Here is a 16,397-nt window from a genome sequence, read left to right on the forward strand (position 1 = left end):
GCCGCCGTACCGGTCGGGCGTTGGTCCCCCTGTGGCAGGGTCGCGCGCCGGACGCGAGGCAGCGGCCTATTCTTCCACGCCCCGGGCCGCGGGCCCAAATCGGCCGTCGGACCGCTCGGCCCAGCCCAGCTCCGCCAGCAGTCCGCGGTCGTCGGCGTCCAGCGCGGCGGGGTCGCACCTCCCGATCAGGTCCGGGCGGTGGCGCACGGTGCGGCGGAACGCCTGGTCGCGGCGCCAGCGGGCGATTTTGCCGTGGTGGCCGCTGAGCAGCACCTCGGGGATGTCCCGGCCGCGCCACACCGGCGGCTTGGTGTAGACGGGGCCCTCCAGCAGGTCGGCCATGGCGCCGGGCGCGAAGGAGTCGTCGCGGTGGGACTCGGCGTTGCCCAGGACTCCGGGCAGCAGCCGGGCGACTGCCTCCACCATGACCAGCACGGGCGCCTCGCCGCCGGCCAGCACGTAGTCGCCGATGGACAGCTCGCGCACCCGCAGGCGCTCGCCGTACTCCTCGACGACACGGCGGTCGATGCCCTCGTAGCGGGCGGGGGTGAAGACCAGCCACGGCTCGGCGGCCAGTTCGACGGCGGTCTCCTGGGTGAAAGGGCTGCCGCTGGGGGTGGGGACGACCAGGACCGGCCCCTCGCCCTGCCCGTCCCCGCCCGAGGCGACGACCGAGTCCAGCGCCTCGCCCCACGGCTCGGGCTTCATCACCATACCGGGGCCGCCGCCGTAGGGGGTGTCGTCGACGGTGTTGTGCCGGTCGCGGGTCCACTGCCGCAGGTCGTGGACACGTACGTCGAGCAGACCGCGGGCGCGCGCCTTGCCCACCAGGGAGACGTTCAGCGGCTCCAGGTACTCGGGGAAGATCGTGACGACGTCGATCCGCATCAGGCGCCGTCCTCTCCGTCCCCGCCGTTCCCGCCGTCCGGCACACCGCTCGCGGGGCGGGATCCGGCGATCTCGGCGCGGTCGTCGATGAGCCCCGGCGGCGGGTCGATGACGGCCCGCTGCCCGTCCAGGTCGATCTCGGGGACGATCTCGGCGACGAAGGGGACCAGCACCTCGCCGCCGTCGGGCCTGCGCACCACGAACAGGTCCTGGTGGGGCGGGTGGGCGATCTCCTCGATCCGGCCGACGGGCGTTCCGTCGAGGGTGACGACATCGAGGTCGATCAGCTGGTGGTCGTAGTACTCGTCGGGGTCCTCGGGGGTCTCCTCCGGGTCGACCTCGGCGATCAGCAGGGTGTTGCGCAGCGCCTCGGCGGCGGTGCGGTCCCTCACTCCCGCGAGACGCAGCAGCAGCCGGCCGCTGTGGACGCGCCCCGACTCGATGGTCAGGGGACCCGCGGAGGCGGGGTCGGTGGTCAGAACCGCGCCGGGGGCGAGGCGCACCTCGGGTTCATCGGTGCGCACCTCCACCGTGACCTCGCCCTTGATGCCGTGGGCACGGCCGATGCGCGCGACTACCAACTGCACTGCTCGTCACTCCAGGTTCTCGCCGGTTCCCGTACGCCGGCGGTCACGGCACGGGCCGGGAGCGGCGGTGCCGCTCCCGGCCCGTGCCGGTGCTCTGCGTTGTCTGCCGCGGCCCTCAGCGGATCTGGTCCACGTCGACGAGGTCGACACGGACGCCCCGTCCGCCGAGAGCGCCCACGACGGTGCGCAGCGCGCGTGCGGTGCGGCCGTTGCGGCCGATCACCTTGCCGAGGTCGTCGGGGTGGACCCGGACCTCCAGCACGCGCCCGCGGCGCAGGTTGCGGGCGGCGACCTGCACCTCGTCGGGGTGGTCGACGATGCCCTTCACCAGATGGTCGAGGGCCTCTTCCAGCATGGTCACGCCTCGGTCGACTCGGCGGCGGCCTCGGCCTCGTCCGCCTTCTTGTCGGCCTTCTTCGCCTTCTGGGTGATGGCCTCACCCTTGGGCTCGTCCGCCGACTCCTTGGCGGCGGCCTCGAAGAGGGCGCGCCTGTCGGCCTTCGGCTCGGCGACCTTCATCGGCTCCGGGGCCGGCAGACCCTTGAACTTCTGCCAGTCGCCGGTGACCTTCAGGATGGCCAGGACCGGCTCGGTCGGCTGCGCGCCGACACCCAGCCAGTACTGGACGCGCTCCGAGTCGACCTCGATGCGAGAGGGGTTCTGCACCGGGTGGTACAGACCGATCTCCTCGATGGCCCGGCCGTCGCGACGGGTACGGGAGTCGGCGACGATGATGCGGTAGTGAGGCGAACGGATCTTGCCCAGTCGCTTCAGCTTGATCTTGACTGCCACGGCTGTGGTGTCTCCTGGTCTTTGGCGTGGTTGGACACGGCGGGATGCCACGTGGGGTGGTGGTACCCGAGTGTCCGAGTGGACGCGTCAGCCGGAGGAGAGAGGGGTCCTGTGCGGCTGTCGAGTACAGCCGCCCATTGTGCCACACCTCTTGCGCCACACCCCGCGGGGGCAGCCGGTTCCCCGGCCTCCCCCGGCCCCCGGTCCGGCGCGGGTCCGTGGCGCCTCAGCCCACCCCGACCGCCTCCTTCTCCTTGTCCGGGATGCGGAACGGCTTCCCGCAGGCCCCGCACATGATCGGCGCCTGGGCCAGTACGGACGGTACGACCCGGACGTTGCGTCCGCAGTCGCACACGGCCTTGACCCGCACCCCGCCGCCCGACGAACCGTGCCGCGCGGCGGGGCCGCGGAAGGCGCGGGAGGTGTCGGTGGCGGTGGCGGCACTGTGGGCGCGCAGGGCGCGCTGCAGCTTCTCGATGGTGGGACGGTAGCGCTTTCTGGTCTCGGGCTTCATCACGACCAGCGAGAACCCGCTGCTCGGATGCGGTTCCTCCGAGTGCTCCAGGCCCAGCTCCTCGGCGATCGCCAGGAAGCGGCGGTTGTGGTAGCGGCCGGCGCGCGAGGTGTCCCGGACTCCGCGGGCGGCGGCGATCCCGTGGACGGCCTCGTGGAGCAGCCGTTCGAAGGAGAGCTCGGCGCCGCAGGCGGACGACGACTCCCCGATCAGCGATTCGGGCGCGGCCAGGTCGGGCAGCTCGGGGTGGTGCCGTTGAATGTCGGCCCACGCGAGTGCCAGCTCGGCGGCGAGTACAGGTGGTGTCGTGCTCACGTCGTGCACAACGAGCCAGAGTGTCCCGGTGTTCCGATTACGGGGCATCCCAAATAATTTGCACCTACCCGTCGGTTCAGGTTGATGCGCGCCGACGGGGCGGGTATGCCGATCCGGGAGGACCCGCCCGAGCAGGGGCCGGCCGGTCCGTGGGCGGAGCTCTCCGCCGGCCCCGCGCCCCTGCCGGATCCCGGGCGGCCGCCGCGCAGCCCTCAGTAGGAGCGGGCGACCACGGCCACCGTACCGGGGGCGTCGTCGGACTCGGGTACCGACCCGTCCTCGCCGACCAGGCAGCGCACCGTGACGCCCTGCTCCGCGAGCCTCGCCTCGCCCTCCGGCCCCAGGTCGGCCCAGGGAACGCGGGCCCAGCCGCCGGCGGCGGCCTCGACGGCCTCCTCCACCGTCCGCACGTCCGAGGTGCGGGCCTCGCGGCGCTCGCGGGACCGGCGCAGCAGCAGCGCCTGGTCCTCCTCCAGGATCCTCGGGCACAGCTCGGCCAGGGTGTCGGTCGCCACCGGCTCCTTGCCCCCGGCGATGCGGCGCACCAGCATCGCGGTGCCGCTCTCCAGGTCGCGCGGGCCGATCTCGACGCGCAGCGGCACGCCCTTGAGCTCCCAGTCCACGGCCCGGCGGCCGAAGGGGGTGTCGGTGCGGTCGTCCACACGCACCCGGACGCCGGCCGCGGTGAGCCGGTCGCCGACCTCGCGGACCTTGGCCAGCACCGCGTCGTCGCCCTTGATCGCCAGGACGACGGCCTGGACGGGGGCCAGGCGCGGCGGGATCCGCAGCCCGTCGTCGTCGCCGTGCGTCATGATCAGGCCGCCGACCATCCGGGTGGAGGTGCCCCAGGAGGTCTGCCACACCAGTTCCCGCTCGCCGTCCTCCGACAGGTAGCGGGTGTCGAACGCCTTGGCGAAGTTCTGGCCCAGCTCGTGGCTGGTGCCCATCTGCAGGGCCTTGCCGTCGCCCATCATGCCCTCCAGGGTGAGGGTGTTGACGGCGCCCGCGAAGCGCTCCCCGGGGGTCTTGCGGCCCAGTACGACGTCCATGGCCAGGACGTTCTCCATGAAGTCGGCGTAGACCTCGCGGTGGATGCGGGCGGCGTAGTCGCGCGCGTCCTCGTAGGTGGCGTGGGCGGTGTGCCCCTCCTGCCACAGGAACTCACTCGTTCGCAGGAAGACCCTCGGACGCATTTCCCAGCGCACCACGTTGGCCCACTGGTTGATCAGCAGGGGCAGGTCGCGGTAGCTCTGCACCCACTTGGCGAAGTACTCGTTGACGATCGTCTCGGAGGTCGGCCGGACGACCACCGGCTCCTCCAGCTCCTTGCCACCGCCGTGCGTGACGACCGCCAGCTCGGGGGCGAAGCCCTCGACGTGCTCGGCCTCCCTGGTCAGGTAGGACTGCGGGATGAACAGGGGGAAGTAGGCGTTCTCGGCGCCCGCGGCCTTGATGCGGGCGTCCATCTCCCGCTGCATCCGCTCCCAGAGCCCGTACCCGTACGGACGGATGACCATGGTGCCGCGCACCGGCCCGTTGTCGGCCAGCTCGGCCTTGTTGATCACGTCCTGGTACCAGCGCGGGAAGTCCTCCGCCCGAGGTGTGAGCACGGGAGCCTTTGCCATGTCGCGCATGTTACGGCGGTCTGCTGCGGATGCGTGAACCGGACTGCCGGGGGAACGTAGGAGTGCGCGCGGGCAAGCGCGGGTGGAAACACCCCGGCGCCCCCTCTGGACTCGGGGACAGATGCGCAGTTCCCTGGCTTTCGGGGACTTCAGGACCTCTCGGGGGACGAGACGGCGGCCGGTTATCCGGCGATCCTTCCATCGGAATGGGGATGTTGCGATGGCACCCACGCTCGCACAGCGGCACCTCCCGCGGCCCGCCCGGGACTGGGCGGAGATTCAGGAACGGATGCTGGTTCCGCTCTACGAGGCGGTATACGAGCGGTTCGAGGTCGGACGGCACTCCCATGTGCTGGGCCTGGGCTGCGGCTCGGGCCTGGCGCTGGTGATGGCGGCGGCCCGGGGCGCGACCGTCACGGGGACCGACACCGACGAGGCACGCCTGGAGCTGGCCCGGCAGCGGCTGCTGCCGGAGCCGCAGTGGGGTGCGCGGCACTGGACCGCGCGGGTGCTGCCGGGCGGGCCGGACGGCGGACCGGGCGGCGCGGCGCTGCGGGAGGGGCCGCCGCCGACGCTGGTGACCGCCTTCGACACCCTGCCCGACGCCGCCGTGCTCGCCCGGGTGGCCCAGGCTGCCGGCCGGGGCGTGCCGGTGGTGCTGGCGGGCTGGGGGCCGGCCGAGCGGTGCGCCGCGGCCCCCGCGCTGCGGGTGGCCCAGCGGCTGGCCGAGCCGGAGCGCGCGGCGGGCCGGTGCTGGCGGCCGGGCGGCCGGGACGACCTGGAGGACCTGGCGCGGCGGGCCGGGCTGCGCCCCGACGGCTCGGGCCGGGTCGCTTGCCCCTTCGGCTACGCCGACCTGGACAGCGCGGTGCGCGGGCTGGTCTCGACCGGGCTGTACGACGCGGCCGTCCGGGCGACGGACGAGGAGCAGGTCGCCAAGGAGCTGGCCGAGGCGCTGCGCCCGCACGTACGGCCGGACGGCACCGTGTGGATGCAGAACCTGTTCCGCTACGTGGTCGCCATGACCTGAGGGCGCCGCCGTCGCGCGGCGGGCGGCGGCGCCCGGGCGGTCACTTCGGCGGGAGCATGTCCTTGAACTCCTGGGGCAGCTCGAAGTCCTCCGGCCCCTGGCCGCCGGGCAGTCCGAAGGCGCCGCCCTGCCCCGCGGCGCGGCGCTCGGCCACGGCCTGCTCCTCGGCCTTGCGCTTCATCGGGTTGCCCGAGCGCTGCTTGCCCTTGGCCTTCTTCTGCTGCTTGCCCTTCTTCCGAGCGCCGCCCACCCCCGGCATGCCCGGCATCCCGGGCATCCCCGGCATGCCGCCCTGGGCCATCTTCGACATCATCTTGCGGGCCTCGAAGAAGCGCTCCACGAGGTTCTTCACCGCGCTGACGTCCACGCCGGAGCCGCGGGCGATGCGGGCCCGCCGCGAGCCGTTGATGATCATGGGGTCGGTGCGCTCGGCCGGTGTCATCGACTTGATGATCGCGGCGGTGCGGTCCACGTCGCGCTCGTCGATGTCGTTGATCTGCTCCCGGATCTGCCCCATCCCGGGCATCATCCCCAGCAGCTTGGAGATGGAGCCCATCTTGCGGACCTGCTCCATCTGGGCCAGGAAGTCGTCGAGGGTGAACTCCTTGGGGCCCTTGGCCAGCTTGGCGGCCATCTGCTCGGCCTCTTGCCGGCTGAAGGTCTGCTCGGCCTTCTCGATGAGGCTGAGGACGTCGCCCATGCCCAGGATGCGGGACGCCATGCGGTCCGGGTGGAACGCGTCGAAGTCGTCCAGCTTCTCACCGTTGGAGGCGAACATGATCTGGCGGCCGGTGACGTGCGCGATCGACAGGGCCGCGCCGCCGCGGGCGTCGCCGTCGAGCTTGGAGAGCACCACGCCGTCGAAGCCGACGCCGTCGCGGAACGCCTCGGCGGTGTTGACCGCGTCCTGGCCGATCATGGCGTCGACGACGAAGAGGGTCTCGTCGGGACGGACGGCGTCGCGGATGTCGGCGGCCTGCCGCATCATCTCGGCGTCGATGCCCAGGCGGCCGGCGGTGTCGACGACGACGACGTCGTACTGCTTGGTGCGGGCGTACTCGATGGAGTCCTCGGCGACCTTCACCGGGTCGCCGACGCCGTTGCCCGGCTCGGGCGCGTAGATCCCGACGCCCGCGCGCTCGGCGACGACGGTGAGCTGGTTGACGGCGTTGGGGCGCTGCAGGTCGCAGGCGACCAGCAGCGGGGTGTGGCCCTGGGTCTTGAGCCAGCGGCCCAGCTTGCCCGCGAGCGTGGTCTTGCCCGCGCCCTGCAGGCCGGCGAGCATGATCACTGTCGGCGGGTTCTTGGCGAACCGCAGGCGGCGGGTCTCGCCCCCGAGGATGCCGATCAGCTCCTCGTTGACGATCTTGATGACCTGCTGGGCCGGGTTCAGGGCCTTGGAGACCTCGGCGCCGAGGGCGCGCTCCTTGACCTGCTTGATGAAGGCCCGCACCACGGGCAGGGCGACGTCCGCCTCCAGCAGGGCGATACGGATCTCGCGCGCCGTGGCGTCGATGTCCGCCTCGCTCAGACGGCCCTTGCCCCTGAGGTTCTTGAACGTCGCTGTGAGGCGATCGGAGAGAGTGTCGAACACGTCGGTCGCGGATCCTTCGCGTTGGTGGCGGTATCGGCGGTCGACCTCCAAGAGTATCCGCCCGCCCGCGGTCCGGTCAGCCGCCCAGGGCCCGCTCCAGTTCCGCGGCGAGACCGGCGGCCTCCCGGGGCGGCAGCGGGGAGCCGTCGGGTCCGGTGACGTAGAAGGCGTCCACCGCGTTGGCGCCCAGGGTGCCGACGCGGGCGCTGCGCACGGTGACGCCGGCGTCCTCCAGGGCCCGTCCGATGCGGTACAGCAGGCCCGGGGCGTCCTGGGCGCGCACCTCGATGACCGTCGCCAGCCGTGATCCGGCCGGGGCGACGGTCACCTCCGGCGGCGGGGCCCCGGCTCCGTGCCGGCGGGCGCGGCCCAGGTGGGCCCGCTCGCGCTCGGCGAGCCGGGCGGGGATGTCCAGGGAGCCCTCCAGGGCACGCGCCAGGTCGGCGCGGAGCCGCGCGGCCTGCGGCAGCGACCCGTACTCGGCGGCCACCCGCCAGCTCAGCAGCAGCACCCGCCCCTCGCCGGGCGGGTCGACGGCGCGCAGGTCGGCAGCGCGCACGGTGAGCCGGTGCAGGGCCAGGACGCCGGCCGCGGCGGGCAGTACACCGGGCTGGTCGGGCAGAGCGACGAGCAGTTCGACGCCGACTGGTTCCGGGCCCGTCTCCCCCTCGGCGGAGGCCGCCCGGTCCGCCCTGTCGCTCCGGTCCGTCTCGGCGGGGGTTCCGGCCCGGGTTCGCAGGGAGAGCACCGGCCCGCCGGTGCGCCACGCCTCGACGGCCAGCCGCTCGGCCTCGGCGGCGGGCCGGGGGACGTGGTGCTCCCGCTCACCCGCCTCACTCGTCCCTTCCGCCCCCTCCGCCCCCTCCGCCGCCTTCCCCGCCAGCACCGCGCCGGTCCGTCCTACCAGATCGGCCACGAGCCCCGCGCGCCAGGCGGACCAGGCAGCGGGCCCGGTGGCCAGGGCGTCGGCCTCGGTGAGCGCGTGCAGCAGTTCCAGGGTCCCGGTGCCGCCGACGGCGTCGGCCACGGTACGGACGGTGGCCGGATCGTCCAGGTCGCGCCGGGTGGCGGTCTCGGCCAGCAGCAGGTGGTGGCGGACGACGGTGGCCAGGGTCGCGGTGTCGGCGGCGTCGAAGCCCATCCGCGCGGCCAGGTCGCGCACGACGGCCTCGCCCGCGACACTGTGGTCGCCGGGCCGCCCCTTGCCGATGTCGTGCAGCAGCGCGGCGACCAGCAGCAGGTCCGGACGGCGCACGCGGCGGACGTGCGCACCGGCCCGTACGGCGGTCTCGATCAGGTGGCGGTCGACGGTCCAGCGGTGCACGGGGTTGCGCTGCGGACGGCAGCGCACCCGCTCCCACTCGGGCAGCCAGGCGGTGACCAGCCCCTCCGCCTCCAGCGCCTCCCACACCCCGACGGCGGCCTCGCCCGCTCCCAGGAGGGTGACGAACTCCTCACGGGCCTCGGCCGGCCAGGGCACCGGAAGCGGCGGCGCCGCGGCGGCCAGCCTCCGCAGGGCGGGGCGCGACGGCGGCAGCCCGGCCTGGGCGGCCGCCGCGGCGGCCCGCAGCGGCAGCACGGGGTCGCGTTCGGGGCGCGCGGTCCGGGCGAGCACCACCTCGCCGTCCTGCACGACGACACCGTCGGCCAGCGGGGTGCGCTCGGCGGACCGCCTGGCGCGCCGCAGGCCCGGGCGGCGGGCGCGCAGCACCCGGTCGACCTCGCGCCAGGTGACGTCGCAGGCGTAGGAGAGTACCCGGGCCGCCTCGTAGACGCGGCGCAACAGCGCGTCCGCGTCCTCCAGCGCGAGGGCGGCGGCCACCTGGTCCTGGTCCTGGAGGGCGAGCCGGTCGGTGGCTCGGCCGGTGGCCAGGTGGAGGGCGTCCCGTACGTCGAGGAGGGTGCGGTGGGCCTGGTCCAGCCCCTCACGGGGCGCGTCGGCCAGCCAGGAGGCGGCCACCGCGTGCAGGGCGGTGGAGTCGCGCAGGCCTCCGCGGGCCTCCTTCAGGTCGGGTTCGAGGAGGAAGCGCAGCTCGCCGTGGCGGCGGGCGCGCTCCCGGGTCGCCTCACGCAGCCCGGGCAGCAGCCGGGGGGCGCCGGCGCGCCAGCGGGCGAGCATCCGGGTGCGCAGAGCGGCGGTGAGCTCCGGGTCTCCGGCGATGTGCCGGGCGTCGAGCAGCCCGAGCTGCACCCTGAGGTCGCCGGCCGCGGCCCGTTCGGCCTCGCCCGGTGTGCGCACCGAGTGGTCCAGCGCGATCCCGAGGTCCCACACGGGGTACCAGAGGCGGTCGGCGAGGGCGGCGACCTCGCGTGCGCCGCGTCCGGTGTGCAGCAGCAGCAGGTCCAGATCACTGCGTGGGGAGAGCTCCCCGCGGCCGTAACCGCCGACGGCCACGAGCGCGACCCCTTCGCCCGCGTCGCCCAGCAGCGAGGCGAGCCAGGCGTCGGTGAGGTCGGACAGGGCCCGGCGGCGAGGCGGCCCGGACCGCGCCCCTTCGTCGAGGAGGCGCAGCCGGGCCGCCGCGTAGTTGCCGGGGTCGCCGGGTCCCGGGGTCACGCGGTCTCCCGCTCCGGCCGGCTCACAGCGCGTCCGGGCCGCGCTCGCCGGTGCGGACGCGTACCGCCGTCTCCACGGGGACGCTCCAGACCTTGCCGTCGCCGATCTTGCCGGTCCGGGCGGCCTTGACGACCACGTCGAGGAGCTGCTCGGCGTCCTCGTCCTCGACCAGGACCTCCACGCGGACCTTGGGGACGAGGTCGACGGTGTACTCGGCGCCGCGGTACACCTCGGTGTGGCCGCGCTGCCGGCCGTATCCGCTGGCCTCGGTGACGGTCAGGCCCTGCACTCCGAACGCCTGCAGGGCGTCCTTGACCTCTTCGAGCCGGTGCGGCTTGATGACTGCGGTGATGAGCTTCACGCGTCCACCTTCTTGTCGGTCTCCTTCGCGGACGGCGAGGCCGTCGCGCTGTCGTCGTGGCCGCCGGCGGTCCCGGCCGTGCCGCGGGAGGCGGGCGAGCCGCCCACCGCGCTGAGGTCGTACGCGGTCTCGGCGTGGTACGCCTGGTCCAGCCCGGCGGTCTCGTCGTCCTCGCTCGCCCGGAAGCCGACGGCCGCGTCGACCAGCTTGGCGAGTATCCAGGAGACCGCGAAGGAGAAGGCCATCACCGAGAAGGCCCCGGCGGCCTGCTTGCCGAGCTGGGCGAGGCCGCCCACGCCGTCCGTGGCCAGGACGCCGACCAGCAGGGTGCCGATGACGCCGCCGACCAGGTGGACTCCGACGACGTCCAGGGAGTCGTCGTAGCCGAGCCGGTACTTCAGGCTGACGGCCCAGGAGCAGACCAGACCGGCCGCCAGGCCGATGACGATCGCGCCCACGGCGTTCACATGCGCCCCGGCGGGGGTGATGGCGACCAGGCCGGCGACGGCTCCGGAGGCGGCGCCCAGGGTGGTGAGGGCCCCGTGCCGGATCCGCTCGTACAGCAGCCAGCCCAGGATGGCGGCGGCGGTGGCGACCTGGGTGTTCAGGGCCATGGTGGCGGCGGTGCCGTTGGCGCCCAGCGCGGAGCCGGCGTTGAAGCCGAACCAGCCGAACCACAGCAGGGCGGCGCCCAGGACCACCAGCGGAAGGCTGTGGGGCCGCATGGGCTCCCTCTTGAAACCGATGCGCCTGCCGACCACCAGGACGGCCGCCAGGGCGCCGACTCCGGCGTTGATGTGGACGGCGGTGCCGCCGGCGAAGTCGATGACCTCCAGCTCGAACAGCCAGCCGCCCTCGGCCCACACCCAGTGCGCGACGGGGAAGTAGACGACCGTGGCCCACAGCGTGATGAACAGCGCCCAGGCGCTGAACTTCACGCGGTCGGCCAGGGCGCCGCTCATCAGGGCGGGCGTCAGGACGGCGAACATGAGCTGGAAGAGGACGAAGGCGAGGACCGGGATGCCCTCCTCGCCGTCGGTCAGCGTCTCGACGCCGATGCCACTCAGACCGATGTGCTCAAGACTGCCGATCAGGCCGCCGGTGTCGGTGCCGAAGGCGAGCGAGTAGCCGTAGAGGACCCAGAGGACGCTCACGATGCCCAGGGAGATGAAGGACATCATGAGCATGTTCAGTGCGCTCTTGACCCGGACCATGCCGCCGTAGAAAAGGGCCAGGCCGGGCGTCATCAACATGACCAGCGCCGCGCTGATCAGTACGAAAGCGGTGTCCGCGCCGTTCAATGTGGGCGTCTCCTCGCGTACGCGACCCGTGGGGGCGGATCTGGGGGTCAGGATGAGCCACAGATTTCAGGAGTCCCGTTTCCGCCGATGCGGCGCGGCGTTTCACGGCCGTGACGAAGGCACGCTCTCTGTTACGCCTGGGTGAACACGCCTGCGGGCCGAAACCGCGCCGTCGCCGGCCCGGCCCCCGGCCGCCCGTGCGGCGCACCGCCCCGGCCGGGCACGACGGCCGCGCCAGGCAGGCGCGGGACGGCCCGGCCCGCACGGTCGTATGACAACCCCGGGGCCGTGCGGCGGGCGGCCGGGAAGAGACGGTGGGGCGGACGGGAGCGGGCGCGGCCGGCTTCGGGCCCGTTCAGCCCGCGAGGGCGGCCTCGGCCTCGGGCGGTTCGCCGGCGAGTCGCTCGGTGAGTTCGGCGACCTCCGCGACGTCCCCGAACTCGCGGGCCGCCGTGGCCACGGTCTTGCGGATGCGGTTGTCGACCCGTTCCGAACGGAGACGCTTCGCCACCGCCAGCGCCTGGCCGGCCATCTCGGCGCACTGCTCGGGTTCGCGCTGCAGCAGGTGGACGGTGGCCATGCCGGCGAGGTTGAGCGCGTAGGAACGCTGGTGGCCGCTGCCGCCGCCGCACTCGCGGCCGAACAGCTCCACGGCCCGCCGCATCGCCGGCTGTGCGAGCGATAGGTAGGCGGGGCTGCGGCCCGCCACATGGGCGAGGTCGCGGTAGGAGTGGGCGTTCTCGGCGTTGAGCTCGGCCTCGGAGAAGAAACCGATCCAGCCCGGGTCGTCGTCCCCCTCCGTGACCTCGGCGAAGGTCTCCTCGGCCATCCGCACCGCCCGGTGGCACTTGTCGGGCCGCCCCATGTTGGCGTACGCGCGCGCCTCCACCGCGTGGAGCATGGCCCGGGTGCGGGCGGTGGCGTCCTCCCGGCCGCCGTACTGCGCGAGGTGGACCAGTTCCAGCGCGTCCTCGGGGCGGCCCAGATGGATCATCTGGCGGCCCATGTCGGACAGCACGTAGGAGCCCAGCGGCCGGTCGCCGGCCTCCTTGGCCGCGTGCAGGGCGAGGACGAAGTACTTCTGCGCGGTCGGCTGGAGCCCGACGTCGTAGCTCATCCAGCCGGCCAGCTCCGCCAGCTCGGCGGTGACGCGGAACAGCCGCCGCCGCACCGGCTCGGCGTGGTGCTCCTGGAGGAGGTCGGTGACCTCGTGGAGCTGTCCGACGACGGCCTTGCGCCGCAGTCCGCCGCCGCACTGGGCGTCCCACCGGCGGAACATCACGATCGTCTGCTCCAGCAGTTCCAGCTCCGGGCCCGACAGCCGGCGGTCGCCCCGCACGCCGGGCTCCCGGGCAGGGGCCGGCGACGCGCCGGGCAGGTGCTCGCCGGTGACCGGGGCGGCCGGGGCGGGCACCAGCCAGCGCTGCATCGGCTCGATCAGCGCGGGACCAGCGGCCATGCCGAGGGAGGTGCCGAGGAAGCCCCGGCGGGCCAGCATCAGGTCGCCGCGCGAGAATTCGCTGATCATCGCCACGGTCTGCGGTCCCGTCCAGGGCAGGTCCACACCGCCGTCGGAGGCCGTCTGGCGGGGGGCGCGCAGTCCCAGCTCCTCGACGGCGACCACACAGCCGAAGCGTTCGGAGAACAGCTCGGAGAGAATGCGCGGGATCGGCTCGCGGGGCTGTTCGCCGTCGAGCCAGCGGCGCACCCGGGAGGTGTCGGTGCTGATGTGGTGCGCGCCCATCCGGCGTGCGCGGCGGTTCACCTGCCGGGCCAGCTCGCCCTTGGACCAGCCGCTGCGCGCGAACCACGAGGCGAGCTGTCCGTTCGGGCGCTTCCCGGCGGTGCCGAGTCCGCCGCCGCTGCCGTTGCCGCCCAATGGAACGCCCCCATCCCGGCCCGTGCGCGTCCTGTCCTCGGATGCCCCCTCGGCATGCCTCTGGCATAGGCGCACGCCGGGCGTCTCTCCGTGCCTCTGTGTCACCGTGTGAACCGAAAGTAATCCTACGATCACCGACGTGGCGAGTGAAATTGCAAAACCGCCACCATTCGCCACCCCTTCGGATGAACTCAAGCAGCTTTCCGCGCGGTTCACTTGACCCAGGGCGGCCACAACCGGTTGAAGCGATGCACACCGGGGGCGCGTGAAGACCGGCGCACCCCCTCACAGAGATCCCGTCGCCCCGCTTCGACCCGGACCACCCGGCGTCGCCCTGTGCGACGGTTTCGTAACCAAGAGCACGCGGGACCCGTTGGAGGGGGCATGGGCTTCACAATCGGCAGCATCCGCGAGATCCGGGAGCTCCGGGAGCTGCGGTCCGGCACCCGGCGCCGGGGCCGCGCCCCGGTTTGCACGGCGGTGGCCGAGTACACCGGTCTGTGGGGCTGGGACGTGGTCCCGGGGGCGCGCGCCACACGCGTCGGCGACCGGACCGAGTGCTCCTGCGGTGCCCCGCGGTGCCCCTCCCCCGGCGCCCACCCCCTGGACGAGGCGCTCCTGGTACCGGCCGGCGCGACGCTGGACGAGGCCACCGCGGCCTGGGAGCGGGTTCCGGGCGCGGCCCTGCTTCTGCCGGTGGGCCGCGCCTTCGACGTCATCGAGGTCTCCGAGTCCGCCGGGCGCCACGCGCTGGCCCGGCTGGAGCGGATGGGGCTGCCGCTCGGGCCGGTGGCCGTCGCTCCGCACGGCCGCGCCTGGTTCTTCGTGGCCACCGGCGCCGCCGCCGGCCTCCCCCGCCTTCTGTACCGGATGGGCTGGGACGACGCCGTACTGGACCTGCACGGCCTCGGCCCGGGCGACCATGTCACCGCTCCGCCCTCCGACCTCGGCGGGCTCGGCCCGGTCCGGTGGCTGCGGCCGCCCACCCTGGAGGGGGCGGGCCGTCCCCCGCAGGCCAGGCTGCTGCTGGGCACCCTGGCGTACGTCTGCCACCGCGGGCTGCCCGGCTCCTGACCCCCGGGGCCCGGGCCCCGCCGCGGCCTCGGCCGTGCGCGGCGGGGCGCTCCCGGTGCCCTCCCCGTGTCCGTCAGTCGCCGATCAGGGCGTCGACGAACGCCTCCGGCTCGAACGGCGCCAGGTCGTCCGCCCCCTCACCCAGGCCCACGAGCTTGACCGGGACGTTCAGCTCGCGCTGGACGGCGATGACGATGCCGCCCTTGGCCGTGCCGTCGAGCTTGGTGAGCACGATGCCGGTGATGTCCACGACCTCGGCGAAGACCCGGGCCTGGATCAGCCCGTTCTGGCCGGTGGTGGCGTCCAGTACGAGCAGGACCTCGTCGACCGGGCCGTGCTTCTCCACCACTCGCTTGACCTTGCCCAGCTCGTCCATCAGACCGGCCTTGGTGTGCAGCCGTCCCGCGGTGTCGATGAGCACCACGTCCGCGCTCTCGCCGATGCCCTCCTTGACCGCGTCGAAGGCGACCGAGGCCGGGTCACCGCCCTCGGGGCCGCGTACGGTGCGGGCGCCGACGCGCTCACCCCAGGTCTGGAGCTGGTCGGCGGCGGCGGCGCGGAAGGTGTCGGCGGCGCCGAGCACGACCGACCTGCCGTCGGCGACCAGGACACGGGCGAGCTTGCCGGTGGTGGTCGTCTTGCCGGTGCCGTTGACACCGACGACCAGCACCACGCCCGGCCGCACCACGCCCCCGGAGGACACACCGCCCTCGGTGTGGACGGTGCGGTCCAGATCGGTGCCGATCAGGGCCAGCAGTTCCTCGCGCAGCAGCGCACGCAGCTCGGCGGGCGTGCGGGTGCCCAGCACCCTCACCCGCTCGCGCAGCCGCTCGACCAGTTCCTGGGTGGGGGCGACGCCGACGTCGGCGGTGAGCAGGGTGTCCTCGATCTCCTCCCAGGTGTCCTCGTCGAGGTGGTCTCGGGAGAGCAGGGTGAGCAGACCGCGGCCCAGGGTGTTCTGGGACCGCGACAGGCGCTCGCGCAGCCGCACCATGCGTCCGGCGGTGGGCGCGGGCACCTCGATCTCGGGAGCCTCGGGCTGTGGGGGCGCGGGAGGCGCCGCAGCCTCCGCGTCCGTCGCCCCGGCCGGGGGCTGCGGCAGCTCGACCTCTTCGATGGTGCGGCGTTCCTCCGCGCGGGGAGGCCCGGCCTCCTCGCCGACCTGCGGTTCGGTCGGGGGCGCGGTGATGGTCGGTGGTGGGGCGGAGCGGTCCAGCCGTGGCGTCTTCCTCCTGCGGACGCCGGTGACCACCAGTCCGCCGATCGCCACGACGGCGACCACGGCGATGACGACAACGAGAATGAGGATGTCCATGTTTCCCTAGAGAGTTACCTGCGTCACGGACAGGGCCTGCCTTTGACGCAGAGCCGTTCGGGCCGGGCGAGAAGCTCCTTCGGAGCCGGAGTCACAACGCGTCCCAGTATCGGTCAAGGACGCGGACGATCGCCGTTCCGGCCCGTGGGCGGGCCGGAACGGTGATCGTCGCCGCAAAGGCGTGGCCGGGGCGCGGGTCAGCCCATCTCCTCCAGCGCCCTGCCCCTGGTCTCCGGCACGAACTTGAGGACGAACGGGATCGAGAGGGCCGCGAAGGCGTTGTAGATGACGTACGCGCCCGACAGGTTCCAGCCCGACAGGCTCGGGAAGGTGACGGTGATCAGCCAGTTCGCCAGCCACTGGGCTCCGGCGGCGACGCCGAGGGCGGCTGCGATGACCTGCGCGAGCACGCCGGAGGCGATGCCGAATCTGCCCCGGATGCCCTCGACCGCGCCGTTGACGACGGAGCTGTCGTAGCCGAAGAGGAAGCCTCCAATCGCAGCAGCGGCGGCGATGAAGACGACGTGTCTGAGGTGCTGGTGCCGTCCGGCCGGGACACCCGGTC

General features: G+C 73.6%; 14 protein-coding genes and 1 pseudogene. 2 read left to right on the forward strand and 13 right to left on the reverse strand.

The features are described 5' to 3' along the window. Positions 1-66 precede the first annotated feature (66 nt). The 6 genes from trmD to proS all read right to left on the reverse strand — a co-directional run bounded on the left by trmD (position 67) and on the right by proS (position 4,721). Positions 67-888, reverse strand: coding sequence for a tRNA (guanosine(37)-N1)-methyltransferase TrmD (gene trmD, locus ACGRHY_RS07045; RefSeq protein ID WP_394634536.1), 822 nt, complete (start codon positions 886-888; stop codon positions 67-69). Then, positions 888-1,475, reverse strand: coding sequence for a ribosome maturation factor RimM (rimM, locus tag ACGRHY_RS07050; RefSeq protein ID WP_394634537.1), 588 nt, complete (start codon positions 1,473-1,475; stop codon positions 888-890). Before rimM ends, trmD begins: the two co-directional genes overlap by 1 nt. Before the next feature lie 115 nt (positions 1,476-1,590). Next, on the reverse strand, positions 1,591-1,830 hold the full coding sequence (locus tag ACGRHY_RS07055; protein WP_394634538.1) for an RNA-binding protein: 240 nt from the start codon (positions 1,828-1,830) through the stop codon (positions 1,591-1,593). Positions 1,831-1,832: 2 nt separating this feature from the next. Further along, positions 1,833-2,267: a 30S ribosomal protein S16 gene (rpsP, locus tag ACGRHY_RS07060; RefSeq protein WP_394634539.1), complete on the reverse strand. Its 435-nt coding sequence runs from the start codon at positions 2,265-2,267 to the stop codon at positions 1,833-1,835. A 226-nt stretch (positions 2,268-2,493) separates the two neighbouring features. After that, positions 2,494-3,144 (reverse strand): hypothetical protein, encoded by a 651-nt coding sequence (locus ACGRHY_RS07065; protein ID WP_394634540.1) that lies wholly within the window; start codon positions 3,142-3,144, stop codon positions 2,494-2,496. 164 nt (positions 3,145-3,308) lie between these two features. Next, entirely contained in the window at positions 3,309-4,721 is a 1,413-nt protein-coding gene (proS, locus tag ACGRHY_RS07070; protein WP_394634541.1) for a proline--tRNA ligase, read from the reverse strand. A 220-nt stretch (positions 4,722-4,941) separates the two neighbouring features. Here proS and ACGRHY_RS07075 point away from each other — a divergent pair, with 220 nt between their 5' ends. Continuing rightward, positions 4,942-5,751, forward strand: a complete 810-nt coding sequence (locus ACGRHY_RS07075; RefSeq protein WP_394634542.1) for a methyltransferase domain-containing protein — start codon at positions 4,942-4,944, stop codon at positions 5,749-5,751. 40 nt (positions 5,752-5,791) lie between these two features. Here the strand turns inward: ACGRHY_RS07075 and ffh are convergent, their stop codons facing one another. From ffh to nsdA, 5 genes are all read right to left on the reverse strand, one after another. Beyond that, positions 5,792-7,345, reverse strand: coding sequence for a signal recognition particle protein (gene ffh, locus ACGRHY_RS07080; RefSeq protein ID WP_394634543.1), 1,554 nt, complete (start codon positions 7,343-7,345; stop codon positions 5,792-5,794). A 76-nt stretch (positions 7,346-7,421) separates the two neighbouring features. Beyond that, positions 7,422-9,902 carry a [protein-PII] uridylyltransferase gene (locus ACGRHY_RS07085; RefSeq protein ID WP_394634544.1) on the reverse strand — a complete coding sequence of 827 codons (2,481 nt, stop codon included), beginning with the start codon at positions 9,900-9,902 and terminating at the stop codon, positions 7,422-7,424. Positions 9,903-9,924: 22 nt separating this feature from the next. Continuing rightward, positions 9,925-10,263 (reverse strand): P-II family nitrogen regulator, encoded by a 339-nt coding sequence (locus tag ACGRHY_RS07090; protein WP_394634545.1) that lies wholly within the window; start codon positions 10,261-10,263, stop codon positions 9,925-9,927. Beyond that, positions 10,260-11,564 carry an ammonium transporter gene (locus tag ACGRHY_RS07095; RefSeq protein WP_394634546.1) on the reverse strand — a complete coding sequence of 435 codons (1,305 nt, stop codon included), beginning with the start codon at positions 11,562-11,564 and terminating at the stop codon, positions 10,260-10,262. The genes ACGRHY_RS07090 and ACGRHY_RS07095 overlap by 4 nt, the downstream gene beginning before the upstream one ends. A 355-nt stretch (positions 11,565-11,919) precedes the next feature. Continuing rightward, positions 11,920-13,443, reverse strand: a complete 1,524-nt coding sequence (gene nsdA / locus ACGRHY_RS07100; RefSeq protein WP_394634547.1) for a transcriptional repressor NsdA — start codon at positions 13,441-13,443, stop codon at positions 11,920-11,922. 384 nt (positions 13,444-13,827) lie between these two features. Here nsdA and ACGRHY_RS07105 point away from each other — a divergent pair, with 384 nt between their 5' ends. Then, positions 13,828-14,517, forward strand: coding sequence for a bifunctional DNA primase/polymerase (locus ACGRHY_RS07105; protein ID WP_394634548.1), 690 nt, complete (start codon positions 13,828-13,830; stop codon positions 14,515-14,517). Positions 14,518-14,590: 73 nt separating this feature from the next. Here the strand turns inward: ACGRHY_RS07105 and ftsY are convergent, their stop codons facing one another. Both ftsY and ACGRHY_RS07115 read right to left on the reverse strand, forming a co-directional pair. Beyond that, positions 14,591-15,832 carry a signal recognition particle-docking protein FtsY gene (gene ftsY / locus ACGRHY_RS07110; RefSeq protein WP_394634549.1) on the reverse strand — a complete coding sequence of 414 codons (1,242 nt, stop codon included), beginning with the start codon at positions 15,830-15,832 and terminating at the stop codon, positions 14,591-14,593. Between the two features lie 197 nt (positions 15,833-16,029). Then, positions 16,030-16,227: pseudogene (locus ACGRHY_RS07115) on the reverse strand (MFS transporter); the annotation flags it as partial. Positions 16,228-16,397 lie beyond the last annotated feature (170 nt).

Origin of the sequence: Streptomyces shinuiensis (genome assembly GCF_043660855.1) — a bacterium.
Lineage (GTDB): Bacteria > Actinomycetota > Actinomycetes > Streptomycetales > Streptomycetaceae > Streptomyces.

What these genes read in the sequence shown, in the direction of transcription:
- ftsY (WP_394634549.1), bottom strand. Translation starts at nt 15,832, where the DNA reads ATGGACATCCTCATTCTCGTTGTCGTCATCGCCGTGGTCGCCGTCGTG.
- trmD (WP_394634536.1), bottom strand. Translation starts at nt 888, where the DNA reads ATGCGGATCGACGTCGTCACGATCTTCCCCGAGTACCTGGAGCCGCTG.
- ACGRHY_RS07065 (WP_394634540.1), bottom strand. Translation starts at nt 3,144, where the DNA reads ATGCCCCGTAATCGGAACACCGGGACACTCTGGCTCGTTGTGCACGAC.
- ACGRHY_RS07075 (WP_394634542.1), top strand. Translation starts at nt 4,942, where the DNA reads ATGGCACCCACGCTCGCACAGCGGCACCTCCCGCGGCCCGCCCGGGAC.
- proS (WP_394634541.1), bottom strand. Translation starts at nt 4,721, where the DNA reads ATGGCAAAGGCTCCCGTGCTCACACCTCGGGCGGAGGACTTCCCGCGC.
- ACGRHY_RS07055 (WP_394634538.1), bottom strand. Translation starts at nt 1,830, where the DNA reads ATGCTGGAAGAGGCCCTCGACCATCTGGTGAAGGGCATCGTCGACCAC.
- ACGRHY_RS07105 (WP_394634548.1), top strand. Translation starts at nt 13,828, where the DNA reads ATGGGCTTCACAATCGGCAGCATCCGCGAGATCCGGGAGCTCCGGGAG.